General features: G+C 59.1%; 21 protein-coding genes. 8 read left to right on the top strand and 13 right to left on the bottom strand.

Annotated elements, in window-relative coordinates; translation table 11 throughout:
• The first annotated feature begins 44 nt into the window (after positions 1-44).
• The 3 genes from AC2FF8_RS07205 to AC2FF8_RS07215 are packed head-to-tail and all read left to right on the top strand — an operon-like array spanning position 45 to position 1,740.
• Positions 45-434, top strand: a complete 390-nt coding sequence (locus AC2FF8_RS07205) for a COG4315 family predicted lipoprotein (protein ID WP_496879297.1) — start codon at positions 45-47, stop codon at positions 432-434.
• Between the two features lie 47 nt (positions 435-481).
• Positions 482-991: an RNA polymerase sigma factor gene (locus AC2FF8_RS07210; protein ID WP_425079276.1), complete on the top strand. Its 510-nt coding sequence runs from the start codon at positions 482-484 to the stop codon at positions 989-991.
• Positions 988-1,740 (top strand): anti-sigma factor family protein, encoded by a 753-nt coding sequence (locus tag AC2FF8_RS07215; RefSeq protein ID WP_496879298.1) that lies wholly within the window; start codon positions 988-990, stop codon positions 1,738-1,740. Before AC2FF8_RS07210 ends, AC2FF8_RS07215 begins: the two co-directional genes overlap by 4 nt.
• 5 nt (positions 1,741-1,745) lie before the next feature.
• On the opposite strand, the gene AC2FF8_RS07220 is transcribed toward AC2FF8_RS07215, so the two are convergent.
• From AC2FF8_RS07220 to AC2FF8_RS07245, 6 genes are all read right to left on the bottom strand, one after another.
• Positions 1,746-3,479 (bottom strand): SulP family inorganic anion transporter, encoded by a 1,734-nt coding sequence (locus tag AC2FF8_RS07220; protein ID WP_257601062.1) that lies wholly within the window; start codon positions 3,477-3,479, stop codon positions 1,746-1,748.
• Between the two features lie 133 nt (positions 3,480-3,612).
• A complete protein-coding gene (locus AC2FF8_RS07225) occupies positions 3,613-5,295 on the bottom strand; it encodes a bifunctional protein tyrosine phosphatase family protein/NAD(P)/FAD-dependent oxidoreductase (RefSeq protein ID WP_496879299.1) in 1,683 nt (560 codons plus the stop codon).
• A gap of 15 nt (positions 5,296-5,310) precedes the next feature.
• Positions 5,311-6,195, bottom strand: coding sequence for an MBL fold metallo-hydrolase (locus AC2FF8_RS07230; protein WP_496879467.1), 885 nt, complete (start codon positions 6,193-6,195; stop codon positions 5,311-5,313).
• Between the two features lie 99 nt (positions 6,196-6,294).
• Positions 6,295-6,651: a hypothetical protein gene (locus AC2FF8_RS07235; protein ID WP_496879300.1), complete on the bottom strand. Its 357-nt coding sequence runs from the start codon at positions 6,649-6,651 to the stop codon at positions 6,295-6,297.
• A gap of 151 nt (positions 6,652-6,802) precedes the next feature.
• On the bottom strand, positions 6,803-7,468 hold the full coding sequence (locus tag AC2FF8_RS07240) for a Crp/Fnr family transcriptional regulator (protein WP_496879301.1): 666 nt from the start codon (positions 7,466-7,468) through the stop codon (positions 6,803-6,805).
• Positions 7,465-7,935 (bottom strand): Rrf2 family transcriptional regulator, encoded by a 471-nt coding sequence (locus AC2FF8_RS07245; RefSeq protein ID WP_496759648.1) that lies wholly within the window; start codon positions 7,933-7,935, stop codon positions 7,465-7,467. The genes AC2FF8_RS07240 and AC2FF8_RS07245 overlap by 4 nt, the downstream gene beginning before the upstream one ends.
• Positions 7,936-8,068: 133 nt before the next feature.
• Here AC2FF8_RS07245 and AC2FF8_RS07250 point away from each other — a divergent pair, with 133 nt between their 5' ends.
• Positions 8,069-8,566, top strand: coding sequence for a redoxin domain-containing protein (locus AC2FF8_RS07250; RefSeq protein WP_496879302.1), 498 nt, complete (start codon positions 8,069-8,071; stop codon positions 8,564-8,566).
• Positions 8,567-8,685: 119 nt separating this feature from the next.
• On the opposite strand, the gene AC2FF8_RS07255 is transcribed toward AC2FF8_RS07250, so the two are convergent.
• The 5 genes from AC2FF8_RS07255 to AC2FF8_RS07275 all read right to left on the bottom strand — a co-directional run bounded on the left by AC2FF8_RS07255 (position 8,686) and on the right by AC2FF8_RS07275 (position 11,624).
• Positions 8,686-8,937 carry a hypothetical protein gene (locus tag AC2FF8_RS07255; RefSeq protein ID WP_170345250.1) on the bottom strand — a complete coding sequence of 84 codons (252 nt, stop codon included), beginning with the start codon at positions 8,935-8,937 and terminating at the stop codon, positions 8,686-8,688.
• Entirely contained in the window at positions 8,934-9,524 is a 591-nt protein-coding gene (locus tag AC2FF8_RS07260) for a TetR/AcrR family transcriptional regulator (protein WP_496879303.1), read from the bottom strand. Before AC2FF8_RS07260 ends, AC2FF8_RS07255 begins: the two co-directional genes overlap by 4 nt.
• 4 nt (positions 9,525-9,528) lie before the next feature.
• Complete coding sequence (locus AC2FF8_RS07265) at positions 9,529-10,131, bottom strand: DUF2141 domain-containing protein (protein ID WP_496879304.1); 603 nt, start codon at positions 10,129-10,131, stop codon at positions 9,529-9,531.
• Between the two features lie 29 nt (positions 10,132-10,160).
• Positions 10,161-10,739, bottom strand: a complete 579-nt coding sequence (locus AC2FF8_RS07270) for a lyase family protein (RefSeq protein WP_496872464.1) — start codon at positions 10,737-10,739, stop codon at positions 10,161-10,163.
• Positions 10,740-11,036: 297 nt separating this feature from the next.
• Positions 11,037-11,624, bottom strand: coding sequence for a TetR/AcrR family transcriptional regulator (locus AC2FF8_RS07275; RefSeq protein WP_496872465.1), 588 nt, complete (start codon positions 11,622-11,624; stop codon positions 11,037-11,039).
• An 87-nt stretch (positions 11,625-11,711) separates the two neighbouring features.
• Between AC2FF8_RS07275 and AC2FF8_RS07280 the strand changes: the two genes are divergently transcribed.
• The 4 genes from AC2FF8_RS07280 to AC2FF8_RS07295 are packed head-to-tail and all read left to right on the top strand — an operon-like array spanning position 11,712 to position 14,184.
• Positions 11,712-12,818, top strand: a complete 1,107-nt coding sequence (locus AC2FF8_RS07280) for an NmrA family NAD(P)-binding protein (protein ID WP_170345245.1) — start codon at positions 11,712-11,714, stop codon at positions 12,816-12,818.
• Positions 12,819-12,865: 47 nt separating this feature from the next.
• Positions 12,866-13,438 carry a carbonic anhydrase gene (locus AC2FF8_RS07285; RefSeq protein ID WP_170345244.1) on the top strand — a complete coding sequence of 191 codons (573 nt, stop codon included), beginning with the start codon at positions 12,866-12,868 and terminating at the stop codon, positions 13,436-13,438.
• A gap of 52 nt (positions 13,439-13,490) precedes the next feature.
• Positions 13,491-13,979 (top strand): DUF8737 domain-containing protein, encoded by a 489-nt coding sequence (locus tag AC2FF8_RS07290; protein WP_425079263.1) that lies wholly within the window; start codon positions 13,491-13,493, stop codon positions 13,977-13,979.
• Between the two features lie 10 nt (positions 13,980-13,989).
• On the top strand, positions 13,990-14,184 hold the full coding sequence (locus AC2FF8_RS07295) for a helix-turn-helix domain-containing protein (protein ID WP_496879305.1): 195 nt from the start codon (positions 13,990-13,992) through the stop codon (positions 14,182-14,184).
• 162 nt (positions 14,185-14,346) lie between these two features.
• Here AC2FF8_RS07295 and AC2FF8_RS07300 read toward each other — a convergent pair whose 3' ends face one another.
• Together AC2FF8_RS07300 and AC2FF8_RS07305 are read right to left on the bottom strand one after the other, a co-directional pair.
• A complete protein-coding gene (locus AC2FF8_RS07300) occupies positions 14,347-15,336 on the bottom strand; it encodes a HupE/UreJ family protein (protein ID WP_496879306.1) in 990 nt (329 codons plus the stop codon).
• On the bottom strand, positions 15,333-16,163 hold the full coding sequence (locus AC2FF8_RS07305) for a peptidyl-prolyl cis-trans isomerase (RefSeq protein WP_496879307.1): 831 nt from the start codon (positions 16,161-16,163) through the stop codon (positions 15,333-15,335). Before AC2FF8_RS07305 ends, AC2FF8_RS07300 begins: the two co-directional genes overlap by 4 nt.
• Positions 16,164-16,250 lie beyond the last annotated feature (87 nt).

The following is a 16,250-nucleotide window of genomic DNA, read 5'->3' on the forward strand; positions in this document are numbered from 1 at the left end:
CATGTCTGCGATGGTGCAGACGCCCGACACGGAGGAACACCCGAATGACCCGTACTTCTTTTGCGCTGACCACATCCACCCTGATGGCATGCGCCCTTGCAACCGCCGCCGCCGCTGGCAATGCCCCGGTCCTGACCGGGAAACTGGGTGATCAGACCATTTTGATGGATGCCAACAAGATGACCCTTTACACGTTCGACAAGGACGAAACGGGCAAATCCAACTGCTATGATCAATGCGCGGTGAACTGGCCGCCCCTGACCGCAGCCGCAGGAACCGACCTGCCCAAGAATTATTCGTTGATCCAGCGCGACGATGGCACGATGCAGGTCGCCTACAAGGGACAACCGCTGTACCTGTGGATCAAGGACAAACAACCCGGAGACATGACCGGCGACGGCATCAAGGGCGTGTGGCATACCGCGCGGCCCTGATTGCGGCGCAAGGGGGCGGTCCGACCGGGCCGCCTTTGACTTAGACGATGACACGGACGTTCGACCAGCAACTGGAAGACGCCCTGCCCGATCTGTGGCGATTTGCGTTTTCACTGACCCGGAATCGCGACCAGGCCGACGATCTGGTGCAGGATGCGGTTTTGCGCGCGATCCGGAAAAAGGGGCTCAGATGGCCGGGCCACCCGGTCAAGCCCTGGGCGATGAAAATCCTGCTCAATTGCCATCGCAATGACCGGAGGCGCGCCGCGACCCGTCCCGAAACCGATCCTCGGGCGTTGGATCAACTGGTCTCGCCCGAGGCCACCTCCGAAGAGCGATTGGAACTGCGCTGGCTTTGGCGCCGGATCGACGCCTTGCCGGAGGATCAGAAGCTTGTTCTGCTGGCTGTCACCATCGCGGGGCTGACCTATGCCGAGACCGCCCGATTGCTGGGTGTCCCGCAGGGCACCGTCATGTCTCGGTTGTCCCGGGCCAGGACAAGGCTGCAAGCCCCGGAAGAACAGGCGGGCAAATCACGATTGCGGAGCGTGAAATGACGACCGAACCGACCATTGAAACCCTGATGCAGGCCGCTGTCGACGGCCAGTTGACGCCATCTCAGCAGGACCGCCTGGACCGGCACCTGGTCGCGCATCCCGCCGACCGCGCGCGGCTGGCGGAGATGATCCGGCAGGCGGAGATGGTGCGCGCCTCGGTGCCGCAGCCCGATCCCGCGCAACTGGACCGGCTGATGCGCGGGGCGCGCGGGGGCACCAGTCACGCGGGGTTCGGACGGCTGGCCGCAGCGGTGGCGATCTTTGCCTTGGGTCTGGGCAGTGGCCTGTTCCTGTCGCGGGATTCTGCCACGCCCATGACATTGATGGCGCAAGCACCGGTTCAGGCGGCGGCGGCACACGCTCTGTATTCACCCGAGGTTCTGCACCCGGTCGAGGTGTTCGCCGATCAGCGCGATCATCTGCAAACCTGGCTCAGCAACCGGCTGGGCGCGCCGGTGATCGCACCGGAACTGGGGGACACCGGTTACCGGCTGATCGGCGGGCGGCTGCTGCCGCTGGGCCACGGCCCGGCGGCGTTCTTCCTGTATGAAAACGAATCCGGCGACCGCCTCAGCCTGTTCGCCAATTTGACCACGGACCCGGCTCAAACCTCGTTTCAATACCGGCGCGACGGCGATTTGGGCATCGTGTTCTGGCAGGACGGGCGATGGGAATACTCCATGGTGGGCCGCTCCGGTCGCCAGGTCATCGAAACCATCGCACGGAAGGCCCATGAAGAACTGATCTGACAGGACTATTCCGCCACGCACACCCGTTCGTGTTCGGTCAGTGTTTTCCACGCGTCATATTGTGACAGGAAGACCTGTCCGTTCAGGTCGTCGAGGAAATGGGACTGTTTCAGCCGGTCCATGACCGGGCCTTTGACCTCGCTCAGATGCAGGCCGACGCCCATGTCGCGTAGGCGATGATTGATCGCCTCGAGGCTTTCGAGCGCCGAGAAGTCGACCTCGTTCACCGCCGAGAACATCAGCACCACGTTGCGGATCTCGCAGCCCTCGGTCACGCGCGACTGGATCAGGTCTTCGAGGAAGCGGGCGTTCACGAAATACAGGCTTTCATCCACCCGCAGCGTCACCAGCGTGGGGTCGGTCTCGACCTTGTGGCGCTTGATGTTGCGGAAGTGCTGGGTGCCCGGCACCAGCCCCACCTCGGCCACATGCGGGCGCGAGGTCTTGTACAGATGCAGCAGGATCGAGATCGCCACGCCGCTGGCCACGCCGGTCTCGACCCCGGCTAGCAGGGTCAGGGCGATGGTGGCGGCGACGGCGGTGAAATCCGCGCGCGAATAGCCCCAGGTCTTTTTCAGGATCGACAGGTCCACCAGGCTCAGCACCGCCACGATGATCGTCGCGGCCAGCGTCGCCTTGGGCAGGAAGTAAACCAGCGGGGTCAGGAACAGCGCCGCAATCGCCAACCCGATGGCAGTGAAGGCACCGGCCGCGGGGGTTTCGGCGCCTGCATCGAAATTGACTACCGATCGTGCGAAACCCCCCGTGACGGGGTATCCCCCGGTGAATGCGGCGCCCAGATTGGCCGCGCCCAGGCCAATCAGTTCCTGATCGGGGTCGATACGCTGGCGTTTCTTGGCGGCCAGCGTCTGCGCCACCGAGATGCTTTCGACGAAGCCGATGATCGAGATCAGTATGGCGGGAACCAACAGCGCGCCGATCAGGTCCGAGGACAGCCCCGGCAGGGTCAGCGGCGGCAGGCTCTGGGGCACCTCGCCCACGATCTTGACGCCGCGCGCGTCCAGCCCGAAGGCCCAGACGGACAAGGTGGTCGCCACCACCGCCGCCACCGGCCCGGCCTTCGTCAGCACATCCGCCAGCAGCGGCGGCACCCCCATGCGCCGCAGCGCCGGCTTGAGGTTCTTGCGCACCCAGAACAGGAACGCCGTAGCCAGCACGCCGATCACCACCGTGATCGGGTTGGTCTGATCCAGATGCGCCAGGATCGAACCCAGCATTTCCGGCAGGGTATGCCCATGCGCGCTGACCCCCAGAATGTGTTTCAGCTGGCTGGTCGCGATCAGGATGCCCGAGGCGGTGATGAAGCCCGCGATCACAGGATGGCTGAGAAAGTTGGCCAGAAAGCCCAGCCGGAACACGCCCAGCAGAACAAGAAAGCCGCCCGACAGGAAGGCCAGCGTCAGCGCCGCAACCGCATAGCCGGCGGTGCCCTGCTCGGCCACCTGCCCCACGGCCGATGCGGTCAGCAGCGACACCACCGCCACCGGACCCACCGCCAGCGCCCGGCTGGTGCCGAAGATCGCATAGAGGATGATCGGCACGATCGAGGCATAGATCCCCGCCTCGGGCGGCAGCCCCGCCAGCAGCGCATAGGCCAGCGATTGCGGGATCAGCATGATCGTCACGATCACCGCCGCGACCAGGTCATTCGACAGCGCATTGCGGTCGTATCGGCGACCCCAATCAAGAATCGGGAAGTAATTCAGTAGGCTCTGCATGGGTCCATGTCCTGAAAAGGCGGCGGTCAGAGCGAGGAGGCTCTGACCGCCAGATCATGGCCTGACATCCGGGAGAGACAGGCCAGAACTTGCGCCGGTGTCACCGGCGTCGGTTTCGAGGAGGTCAGGTTTCTTATTCGGCTGCCACCTTCAGTGCCTCGGGCTTGGCCATCCATTCCTTGCCCTTCAGCATCGCCGACCAATAGACCGGCGGCAGCAGCTTTTCTTTCAGGAACCAGGCCGCGCGGCTGGGTCTGGTGCCGTCGATCAGGAATTTCGGAAAACTGGGCTTCAGGACACCGCCATACCCGAATTCGGCCAGCACGATCTTGCCGCGTTCCACCGTCAAAGGGCACGAGCCATAGCCGTCATAAGCAGCGACCGGCGAGCGCCCTTCGATATCCGCCACGATGTTGTCGGCCACGGTCGGCGCCTGCTTGCGCGCGGCGGCCGCGGTTTTCGCGTTCGGGGCGTTCATCACATCGCCCAGCGACCAGATGTTGTCATAGCTCTTGTGCCGCAGCGTCGTCTGATCGACATCGACCCACCCCGCCGCATCCGCCAGCGGCGAGACCCGGACGAAGTCCGGCGCCACCTGCGGCGGGCAGACATGCATCATGTCGAACTCGACCGTCACCTGCTCGGGCTCGGCGTCGGGCTTGGTCACCCGGAACGTGGAAGTTTTCGCGGGCCCGTCCACCGAAACCAGATTGTGGAAGAAGTTCAACGTGGCGTCGTACTTCTTGACGTAGTCCATCAGCGCCGGGACATAGTCCTTGACCCCGAACAGCACGCCACCCGCGTTCATGAACTGGATGTCGACATCCTTCAGAACGCCCCGCCGAACCCACGCATCGCCCGACAGATACATCGCCTTCTGCGGCGCGCCGGCGCATTTGATCGGCATCGGCGGCTGGGTGAACAGCGCCCGGCCTTCCTTCAGGTCCTGGACAAGCTGCCAGGTATAAGGTGCCAGGTCATAGCGATAATTCGAGGTCACGCCGTTGCGGCCCAGCGTTTCCTCCAGCCCCTCGACCGCGCCCCAGTCCAGCTTGAGCCCCGGAGACACCACCAGACGGTCGTATTTGACCACCCGGCAGCCATCCAGGATCACCGCGTTGTTCTGCGGCTCGAACGCGGCCACGGCGGCCTTGATCCACTTTACCCCGCGCGGGATCAGCGAGCCCATCGTCTTGGCCGTCTGCTCGGGCGTGAACACGCCGCCGCCCACAAGGGTCCAGCCGGGCTGATAATAATGCACGTCGGACGGGTCGATGATGGCGATCGACAAGTCGGATTTGCGCGCATGGAGGCTGGCCGCAGTGGCGATGCCGCCGGCCCCGCCGCCCACGATCACCACGTCAAAGGACGCATCCCCCGTGTCGGTCGGGGTCTTGCCGCCATTGGCGATACGGCGGGCCACGCCGCTCATGTCATATCCGGCGGCCTTGGTCGCGGCCAGGATCTCGGGCAGAGGGCGGCCCTGCGCCGCCTCGTGCAGCGACCACAACGTGGCCGACCGCGTCCCCGTACGGCAATAGGCCAAAACCGGGCCCGGCAACTCGGTCAGGGCACCGCCAAAGGCCTGCGCGTCATCATCCTTGACCATCCCACTCTGCACCGGGACATAGCGTGCCTCAAGGCCATGTTTTCGGGCCGCTGCTTCGATCTCGTCAAAGCTGGGCTGGTCGGCCCCTTCGCCATCGGGCCGGTTGCAGATGATGGCCCAGAACCCCGCCGCCTTGATGGCGGCAAGGTCGTCCAGCGTGATCTGCGGCGAGACCGACAGTGCGTCTGATATCTTCCTGATTTCCATTGTCGCCTCCCGCGATCAGAGCTTGTTGACCGGAACCTTCAGCATCTGGTTGCCGTCCTGATCCGTCGGGATGTCTCCGGCGCGGATGTTGACCTGGATCGACGGGATGATCAGCGTCGGCATCGCCAGCGTCGCATCACGCTCCGTGCGCATCTTGATGAACTCGTCCCGCGACTTGCCGCCGCCCACGTGGATGTTGTGTGCCTTCTCCTCGGCCACGGTGGTTTCCCAGCGGATGTCGCGACCGTTGGGGCCATAGTCGTGGCACATGAACAGGCGGGTTTCGTCCGGCAGGCTCAGCACCTTCTGGATCGAGTCATAAAGTGTCCCCGCATCCCCGCCCGGAAAGTCGGCCCGGGCCGAACCGCCATCGGGCATGAACAGCGTGTCACCCACGAAAGCCGCATTGCCCATCACATGCACCATGCAGGCCGGCGTATGGCCCGGCGTGTGCATGGCAAAGGCGGTCATGTTGCCGATCTTGTAGGTCATGCCGTCGGTGAACAGCGCATCGAACTGGCTGCCGTCGCGCTGGAACTCGGTGCCTTCGTTGAAGATCTTGCCGAACACCTCCTGCACGATCTTGATGTTCTCGCCGATGCCGATCTTGCCGCCCAGCTTTTGCTGGATGTAGGGCGCCGCCGACAAATGATCCGCATGCGCATGGGTTTCGATGATCCATTCCAGCTTCAGACCCTGCTTTTCGATCTCGGCGATCAGCAGGTCGGCATGGTCGAACGTGATCCGGCCGGCCGCATAGTCGATGTCCATCACGCTGTCGATGATCGCGCAGGCGTTCGACGTCGGGTCCTTGACGATATAGCTGATCGTCGCCGTCGCCTCGTCATAGAACCCCTGAACCTCGGGCTTGACGCTCTGGTCAACAGGATAGTTCGCTATCGGCGTCGCAATCGCGTCCGCCATCTTCTGGTTGTGCGTGTCAATGGTCTTCTGATCGTTCATATTCGTGCCTCCTCTTGGGCGCGGGTCCAGCCTTTGTCAGCCGCGCGTCATCATCATTTCGTGAACGGCCTCCATGACCCGAGGATCAGATGACCGCGTGACGGTACAGATGCCGTCCGACAGGTTTCCGACCTTCCGCGTGATGGAATCGAAGTTGCGGTCCCTCGCCGCCGGTTCGGCGCTTTCCTCGGGCGTCGCATACCGGCCGCGCAATCCCGGCTTGTTCACGTCGTCATGGCCTTTCTCATCCGCTCCGTGGCGACGCTGCGTCGACGCGCCGGCCTTTCCAGGCTTGTGGCCGTATGCATGGGGCCACAGGAAACAGGCGCCGAGCGTACCGACCGCCGCAACGGCAACACCGCCGAGCTTCGGGACGTTTTTGCGGTCATCCATTTCACTCTCCTGGGTTTTGGTCCGTCCGCAACCGAGCTTCTGTTCAGGGCTTCGGCGCCTCGGGCGCGAATCTAAAGTTGAAGAGCAGATATAACTTTCATGACAATAGTTCAGTGACAAAGTCACGAAACCCGCAACCCTTTGGAAATTTTCAGGCGCTCTGCGCCTGTTTTTCCAATGCAGACTTGTCGGTCAAAGTGATCCGTCCGCGCGATTGGGTGATCATCTCGCGCTTCTGGAAATCCTGCAAAACCCGCGTGATGACTTCGCGCGCGGTACCCAGTTCGCTGGCAAGCTGTTGGTGGGTGGCCTGGATTTCATCGCCCCCCTCGGCCAAATCAAGAAGACGCTCGGCCAGGCGCACGTCCAGATGCCCGAAGGCCACATCATCCACCACCCGCAACAGATCGATCAATCGGCGCGAATAGGCCTCGAAGACAAACTGGCGAAAGGCATCCTCTTCCGAGGCCAGACGATCAAACGAGAGCTTCGGCAGAACCACGGCAACGACATCGGTCTCGGCGATACCTTCTGCATTGTAAGCTTCTTCGGCCAAAATGCAGGCCGTGGTCAGCACACAGCTTTCACCGGCCTCGACCCGATACAGCACAATCTCGCGCCCGGAATCCGACCTTTGAGAGACCCGGACCCGGCCGTCATACAGAAAAAGCAGGCTGTCGGGCACATTGTCGGGCCCGAATACCTGGGTGCCCTTGGGGAAACGCAGGATTCGGGCGGCTGCCCGCAACCTTTCCCGTACCGGTTTGGGAAGACGGCTGGTGCCGTGGAAACGCTCGGTCCAGTCGGTGATCGTCATCTTGCCTTGCGCATGGGTGCCACGATGCCCTCCTCGATCGGCGCGATGCGGTTCAGCAACTCAGACCGGTTTGCGGCGATGTCAGCCAACGTCAGATCATCGAGCACCGCCATGAACGCCCGGGTCGCTTTTTGAATCGCTTGGGACAGCTTGCATATTCCGATCAGCGGGCACGTGTTTTTTTCTGGATTGAAACACTCGACCACGTCCAGTGGCCCTTCGGTCAGGCGAATGACATCGCCGATGACGATGTCCTCGGCCGGTTTGGCCAGCCGGAACCCACCACCCCGACCCCGCGTGGTTTCCAGATAACCGGCACGGCCCAGTTCGTGCACGATCTTCACGATATGTGGTCGGGCCAGCCCGTGCACGCGCACGACATCGTCTACGCGGATGCGATTCGGCGCCTTGAGCGCCGCCAACTGCAACGAACGCAGGGCAAAATTGGAATAGGATGTGAGTTTCATGCACGTCTCTTTCGAAAAACTCTATTCAAGATGTAAGTTTTTTGCAAGTTCGGTGGTTTTATCACTGACCGGGATGCGGCGCGGAACGACCTGAGCCGATGAAACAGAACCCGAAAGACCGAAAGGAAGACCAATGACCCTGCTTCTTGGAGACGTTGTTCCCGATTTCCAAGCCGACACCACGACCGGCCCAATTTCCTTCCATCACTGGATCGGCGAGGACTGGGCGTTCTTTTTCAGCCATCCTGCCGACTTTACCCCGGTCTGCACCACCGAAATGGGCCGCACTGTGCAGCTGGCCGACGAGTTTGCCGAACGTGGCGTGAAACCCATCGGTCTGAGCACCGACACCGTCACCGAACACCCGCGCTGGATCGAAGACGTCAACGACACGCAGCACACGAACCTGACCTTTCCCATCGTGGCCGACCCTGATCTGAAGATCGCCAAACTGTCCGAGATGATCCACCCAGCGGAATCCGAAACCGCCGCGGTACGGTCGGCGTTCATCATCGACCCCGACAAGAAGCTGCGCCTGACCAAGACCTATCCCATGAGCGTTGGCCGCAGCCCAGCCTGCACGGTGATGTATTGGCCCGGCTCGGTGATATCTTCCATGAACCCGGCATAGCGCCATGTTCTGAAAAAGATGTCCCGCTGTTCACGATCAAACCAGCCCTGACGGGTGTAAGCTTCGGCCGGCAACAGATGGAGCATGTTTGCCATTGGGTGCATTCCTCCTCAGGGAAGTTAGGCCAACGATGGAAAGAAGTCGCCCAGCAGCAGGAAAAAACCCAACACAATCCAGGTGACCTGGATACACCAGAACAGGACCGGCTCAGTCGCCCGGTAGACATCGGTCAACAAGAAAGCTTGTCCAGACGAAATGCCAATGACGGTCCAGTACAGAAACAACAGACCCCAGAGAAATTGATAGCCCAGCAGAATTGAAATCATCAGCAAGGCGAACATGGTGTAGTTTGCGATTTGGATGCGTTTCATGCTGGGTCTGCCAGATTTTCACATAGTGAAACTGCCATCGCCTTCGACCGGTTCACCCACTCTGTCGGCATTTCCAAAGCAGCAAGCGATGCCGTGTTGAAGTAAAGCGCCACTATGCCATGCGCTGCCTGTTGGGTGTCCATCTGTGGGGCCTCGGGATAGTTCCGCTGCAAAACCTCAGCAACCTGCGCTTCAAATCCAAGGATCGAAGCCCGGCAGTTTGCCCTGAGCTCGCCATCCTCACTGGCTCGAGCCGTGAGGGCCGCAAACGCCAGGACCAGATCAGGTGACGAGTCTGACTGATCGGAGAATAGGTGGTTCACCAAGACATGCGCGGGATCTGAGTCCGGCAAGGCTGCAACCAATTCGTTCGCGGCACTGTTGAACTGGTCCAACACGTAATCCTGCAAGGCCACGATCATCTCATCCCGGTTGCCAAGATGGTGACGGATCAGTGGGCGGGTCAGCCCCGCCTCTTTTGCAATCGCACTCAAGGTGGCACCATCCAGGCCCATCCGTGCGACACAGCGCACAAACGCCTCCATGACCTGACCATAGCGCTTATCGCGGTTTGAAGGGCGTCCCATTGTCCTAGTCCCAATACTTCAGCCGCAATGACGACTGAGCGGTGCCACCGGCTGAGACAGCAGCATCCTTGAATTCCGGAGGTCGGCCGTCGCGGCCCATGGCCGCAAAGGCATAGCCCTCGGTCGGGACCTGGCCTTTCATGTCCAGGTCACCATCCATGTCCTTATCGTAAACAGCGGCAAAAGCGTCGTCTCCCGGTGGCAAATCATGAAACGTGACGGCGGCCTGTGAGCTGGATGCCGGTATCTGAGCCATCGCTGCCGCATTGGTTGCGCCCATTGCCTCAAATGCGTCAGCTTTACTGAAGCCGGCCACAATGACCGCTCCGTTTTCGTTTCGCAGGCCTTCAACGGCAACGTGAAATGGAGCGTTATCCGAGGATTGGGCAAAAGAGCTGTTTGCAATAGCAAAACAAGCTGTCATCGACGTGTACTTCAACAACCGCATCCGATCACCATGAGCTGTGATGTTTATGGAGATGTAAGCGGACGGAGTTTTATTGTCAATAATGACAATAATAAGTTGATCTCTGCCAAACCAAATGCGAAGCCCGCGGAATGACACTTTGAGCGCTTCTCGCCTGTGCCGCCATACAAAGAGCGTCATCCAGTGTTCAACTTGCGCTCTCAGCTACCTCATTGAAGTTTCTGTTCCATCCGGTCTTCGTTGACCCTCAATTCAGACAACATCCGCTTTGCCCATGACAAAGCGCCGGACGACAACAAAAACACCTCCGGGACGACAAGCCATTCGCCAACCCAGACACCGCCAGAGCGCTCATGTTGATGCAAGGTCAGTTCTCCGATCTGCTCCGATCTTTGGCGCCCAAGCCTTGCGACGGCTTCGGCAAATTCACTGGCCCGCTGGTTACGCTTGTGATGCATTGAAGATGACGCACCCTTGCCGTTTTCATGGCATTCGTACACCTCACCGATGTCGCTGGACGAAAGCAGATTGATGTTGTGGGCTATTTTGCAGATCGTCGCACACAGCGCGCCAAGTGCAGCAACGATATCGGCCACGCCGTCACGCGCGTTTTGCCAATGTGGTTCTGCAATACCCAGATCAAGCGCCTCTGCCATACGCATCTTGACCTCTGCTTCCGTTCCAACATCGTAGTTGGACAGATCGCCCAGAGGTCCTCCTACCTGTACCAAAAGTCCACGCTGTCCTGCTTCGCTTATCAGATCGTGGCTCTGCTTGGTTCCGGTCATGCGCCACGTTTGATCCTCTGGATCAAACGCTTAACGCTTTGACCTATCTCATCTTATGGAATGGACGCCCCTTGCACCCAAGCCGATGGTCTTGGGCGGATGTAGCAAGCAGAAGGAGTTCACAGATTGCAGTTACTTGCGATTGATTTAGGCAAACGTCTGATCTTTTTTGGTTAAGTGACGCCCAGATGCCGCGTCATCTGCGCATCGGTCAGCCAAAACAAATCACTCATGTCACCGCTCCCTTTTGGGCGGCAGTGATTCAGAACTTCAATCCTAAATCAATGGGTCCTGACCCTAGAGCTTATCTTTTGGCCAATGATCTTGCAGCAGTTTTATAGCAGTGCGTCCTGCCTCCAGCGCTCGGTCCGCCTCCTTTTCGTTTTCCGTCAAACGGGCCAGGATAATCGTACCCATCAAGAGCGCCATTGCGGCTATGCCTTGATCCGAGCCGGTTTCCGGCGTGTCCTGCAAAAGGGCTGCCATGCGATCAGACGCCTGCGCACCCGCGTGCCGGGCAGCGCCCTTGGTACGGGCAAGCTCGGTTCCCATTGCCGCAAGCGGGCATCCATGTCGACTGTCCTGCACATGAGATTGGGATAGGTACTTGGCTATGTAGTCCTGACGTTCCTTCCCTCGCCCTTCGCTGGATTCCTCGCGTTCCATTCCCGAAACGACATCATCGACTGCGTGCCGGAAGGATGCCGCGATCAAATCCTCTTTCGACTCGAAGTGCCGGTAGAAACCGCCATGTGTCATTCCGGCTGCCTTCATGACGTCAGCGACGCTTGTCGCTTCGACCCCGCGTTCGCGGAACAACTGTGCAGCAGCATCCAGTATCCTGTTGTGACTGCGCCTTTTTTCCGCTTCCGACATTCTCGGCATTTTCGCGCTCCCAGACAGGGTTGACAATTAAGATTATATGTATCATCTAATTTATAGATTGCAAGCATCATCTAAAGGAGTATGCCCGTGCCTGCCAAGCCCAAGATCCTCGTCACCAGCGCAAGCGGCAAGACAGGGCTGCAAGTCGCGCTTCAGCTCAGAGCCAAAGCCTATCCTGTCCGTGCGTTCATACGGCAGAGGGATCATCGCTCTGAAATTCTCGAACGCGCGGGCGCTGAACTATTCGTGGGCGACCAGTATTCCCTGAGCGACATGCGCTCGGCGATGAAAGGCGTGCAGCGGGCCTATCAATGCGCTCCGACGGCACCCAATGGGCTCCACTTCAACGCGGTCTTCACAGCTGCAGCTTACGAAGCAAAGGTCGAGCACGTCGTTACGCTAAGCCAATGGCTTTCGAGTGCAGATCACCCATCACTGTTTACACGCGAAGTCTACCTGGGCGACATCCTGATCGGCATGCGCCCGGAGATGTCGGTGACAACGGTCAATGTCGGCTGGTTTGCTGAAAACTACCTGATGATGCTGGGCATGGCGGCCCATCTTGGGCAGTTCTCAATGCCGCTTGGCGACGGCGGTCTGAAGAAGAATGCTGCCCCCTCGAACGAAGACATTGCCCGTGTGGCGGTCGGTGCCTTGACGGACCCGGCACACCATGCAGGCAAAACCTACCGTCCCACGGGTCCAACGCTGCTGTCGCCCAACGAAATCGCCGAAGCAATGGGCCGCGCGCTGGGGCGGCGGGTACGCTATGTCGATATTTCCGAACGAATGATGGTCAAAGCCCTGAAGGCCCTGCGCCCAGCAAACTATTCGGAAGCGGCAGTCACCCAACTTGCAATCTATTCAGAGGAGTACAGGCGAGGCGCCTTCGCGGTAAACGCCCCGACCGAGGACGTGTTTCAAGTCTGCGGGCACGAGCCTGAAGCTTTTGAAAGCATCGTACGGCGCAAGATAGCAGATCAACCGGGCCTGGCACGCAGCCTGTCCGGCAGCATTGGTGCGATCGGCAGCTTTCTGAAGATCCTCACGACACGCGCCTTCGATCTTGATCACGCTCAGAAGCAGCGAGACTACGTGCAGCTCTCATCCGCTTCGTACTGCCAGGACGATGCGGACTGGACGGAAAAACACCAACCCAAGGACGTACAAGCCGCGCCGATGCGCGTTGCCTAACGCAGCATAAGACGAAGGTTTACCCTCCAAGACGAAAGGACCTTTTTATGAACGTTCAAGACGAACTCATCACTCGAAACAAAGAATTCTCTGCGGGCTTTGACAGTGCCGGCCTGCCGATCCTGCCAAAACTGCGAACAGTTGTTCTAACCTGCGGCGATGCCCGAGTCGATCCCGCGCACATCCTCGGACTGGAGCTTGGCGACGCGGTTGTGATCCGAAACAATGGCGGACGGGTTACACGCGCCGCAATCGAAGAAATCGCCACCCTCGCCTTTCTGGTGAGCGCTATGACGGAGGGCCGCGAACAGGGGTTCAACGTCATCCTGATGCAGCACACACAATGTGGAGCCGAGCGGCTGTCCAATCCGGACCTTCAGGACGCGCTGCAAAAAAAGCTTGGGATCGACGTATCCGAAAACGCAATCACGAACCACGAAAGCGACCTTTCGGCAGACATCAAGCGCCTGGCGGCAGCACCGGAGGTGCCTGACGCAATCACAGTCTCGGCCTTGCTTTATGATGTCGCCACTGGAACAGCCCACGAGATTGCTCCGGCCGTTTCGCTAGGGGCAATGCGGGCTGAGGCGAGCGTAAAACGAATTGCTGGTCGAGGGTGAACGTCTGCCCCCGAATTCACGTCAACAGACATATGTCGAAAGGACCGATCAGATGACCCCCACAGTGATATTCCTTCTTCAGTTCGCGATGAGTCTCTTTGTCGTTGCCCTCATTGCGGCGTGGTACGTTGCACCCTGGCTTGCACGGCTGCCGGCGGCGGCGGCGCTCTCAATCCTGCTGCTGCCGCATGCTTTCCGACACATCGGAATGAGCTTCATGGTACCAAATCTCAACAACGGAGGGTTGCCCGAGGCGTTTGCAACCAGCGCCAGCTACGGCGATTTGCTCTCGGCGTTTCTGGCAATCGCGGCGCTTATCGCTTTGCGATGGAGATCAATGGCCACCCTTCCGTTGGTGTGGGGTTTCAACATCCTTGGAACTGTCGATCTGGTGAACGCCTTGCGCCAAGCCGAGGCAATTGACCACTTTGGCCCCACTTGGTTCATTCCCACATTCTTTGTGCCCGTACTTTTGGTCACGCATGTGATGATCTTTGCACGGCTGTTGAAGGCCGAATGGCCCAATACGGCGTCGGCATGACAGAACAAATGTGCTTCTCACAAACGGCCCAAAGGCTTATTACACAAGGCTCCGCCTTAACAGGGTTCGCAGCCTGCTTGCAGAGCAAGGTAATGAAATGTCAATTTCTGACGCTGCAAACCGACATGGCTTATGGCATATCGGGCAGTTCTCACAAGATTACAGAAAGTGTTTCGGCGAATTGCCATCGGCCACTGTCGATTGAAAACCATAGGCTTTGTGCTGTTTGTAACCTTGGTCTTTCATGGAAGAAAACCCGAAACGGCGCAAAAGCTCAGCTGGCCAGGTTCGGGCCGTATGCCTTTTCAGGCACATGCGACGTCATGATCCACAATGTCTTGCTCAACTCTCGCGACTTTGCCGCGGTTCAAAACCCGCTGACGCGTTCAATCAGCCAGTACATTGACACTGACCCGATCCCATACGCGGTCAAGACCGTGGCATTTCTACCTGCTGGAAGTGCAACCAGCCGCCAGGTCGCCAGAAGCAAAGTCAAAGCAGCAATAAAGCTCAACTGCCCGGCTTCAACACCGAGGTTGAAGGCCAGCAATGCCGCGGGAATGTCGTCAGATGGCAATCCAATGTCAGCCAAAGCCCCAGCAAATCCAAGGCCATGCAAAAGCCCGAACCCGAAACAGACGATCCAGGGTTTCTGCCTTGAAAGCCGGAACCGTCCTTCACCGCCTTTGACAATCTCCATCGCCAGAAACACGATGGACAGTGCGATAACGGCCTCGACCGGTGGTCCGGGAACATTCAAAACGCCAATCGTTGCCAGCGCCAGTGTTATTGAATGCGCAAGTGTAAACGCTGTTACGGCTCCGACAAGTTTCCACGGATCACGGACCAGAACAAACAGCGCAAAGACAAACAGAAGGTGATCCCAGCCTTCCAGTATGTGCTCGAAACCCAACTGGGAATACGCGGCAAACACTGACCATGTCGACTGTTCAGAAGGTAAGATTTGGACACTGGCGTCCGGGGTAAAACGAAGCGTTGCAGGTTGGGCATCGAGGGGATGCACACGCGCCAGCACGTCATTTCTCTGAGTCTCAAGGCCTTCAATGGCAATGGGTTGACCCGTGATATCCGCGTCGCACTCGACGATCCAAGACGAAACCCACCCTCGACCGTCGGAAACGGCATCAGGGCCACGCGCAGGTGTGCAGCCATCTGGCAATATGGCGTCAATCGCCATCGGTTGGCCATTCACATCCGGCTTTCGCCAATGAACGCTCCAGGTGTCAGAGGCGATTTGACGAATTTCCAGATATCCCGGATCAAGCGCGTGCGCAGTGGCGAAATTTGCAGGCCACAGGAACAGCAGCGCAAACAGGAAGCAGACCAAAACTCTCATTTGGCAGGGCCTGAAAGATCGGGGGCCACAATCTCGTAGTTTTCGGCAAGCGTGTCGTATTGCGCTTGCGCCAGAGCTTCACTCATTTCCCGACGCCAATCCCGCAGCACCGCGTCGTGGATTTCAGCCAAAGGAGGTGTTCGACTGGGCTCGATAGCGACGACCTGAACAAGGTGGATACCGTAACCCGACTGGATCGGCCCCGTCCACCGACCTGTTTCGACCTCTGTGATGCCTTTAGAAAACCCTCCTCCGAAGACCGACTCGATAACCCGCGTCGCGGACAAGGGCATTGACGCCGGCAGCAAGGTTGAACCGCCCAGATCGGAAACGTCTTGCTTGGCGCGCAGGGTGGCCAGCGCATTCTCGATTTCGGCCTCTCCGGGCTTTTCTCCAAGAAAGACCTGATGGAAGGCCACCATGACAGGCGTTGCATAGCGTTCCGCGTTTTCCTGAAGAAATGCCTCCAGGTCTTCGTCCTCCGGAACGATGGAAGTGGCAATGGCTTCGGTCAGAAAGTCCATTTTTTGGCTCAGCCGGGTCCTTATCAAGGGATCTCCGCGATCCAGACCAAGCTTTCTTGCCTCCCTGACCAGAACCTCTTCACGAATGGATGCATCGACCAACGCCTTCAGTTCCGCGTCGCTTGGCGGGCGTTTCCACTGTGTTTCGAACCGAGCAGACAATAATGCGACGTCATTTTCGTCGATTGTTATCACCTCAAGATCTTCAACGGTCTCGTTGCCCGGCGCAACAATATGGAACCAAATAAAAATAGCCGCTCCAATCAAGAAAAAATGGAACAGAGGTTCTTTCAGTATTCGCATGGAGTCTCCTGCGTAAAACGTGCTCAGGTTCTACATACAGATGCTGTCATCAACCGGTTGGGTTTTGCAAGAAAACGAGCAGTCCGG

The organism is Ruegeria sp. YTSA144 (assembly GCF_059610125.1).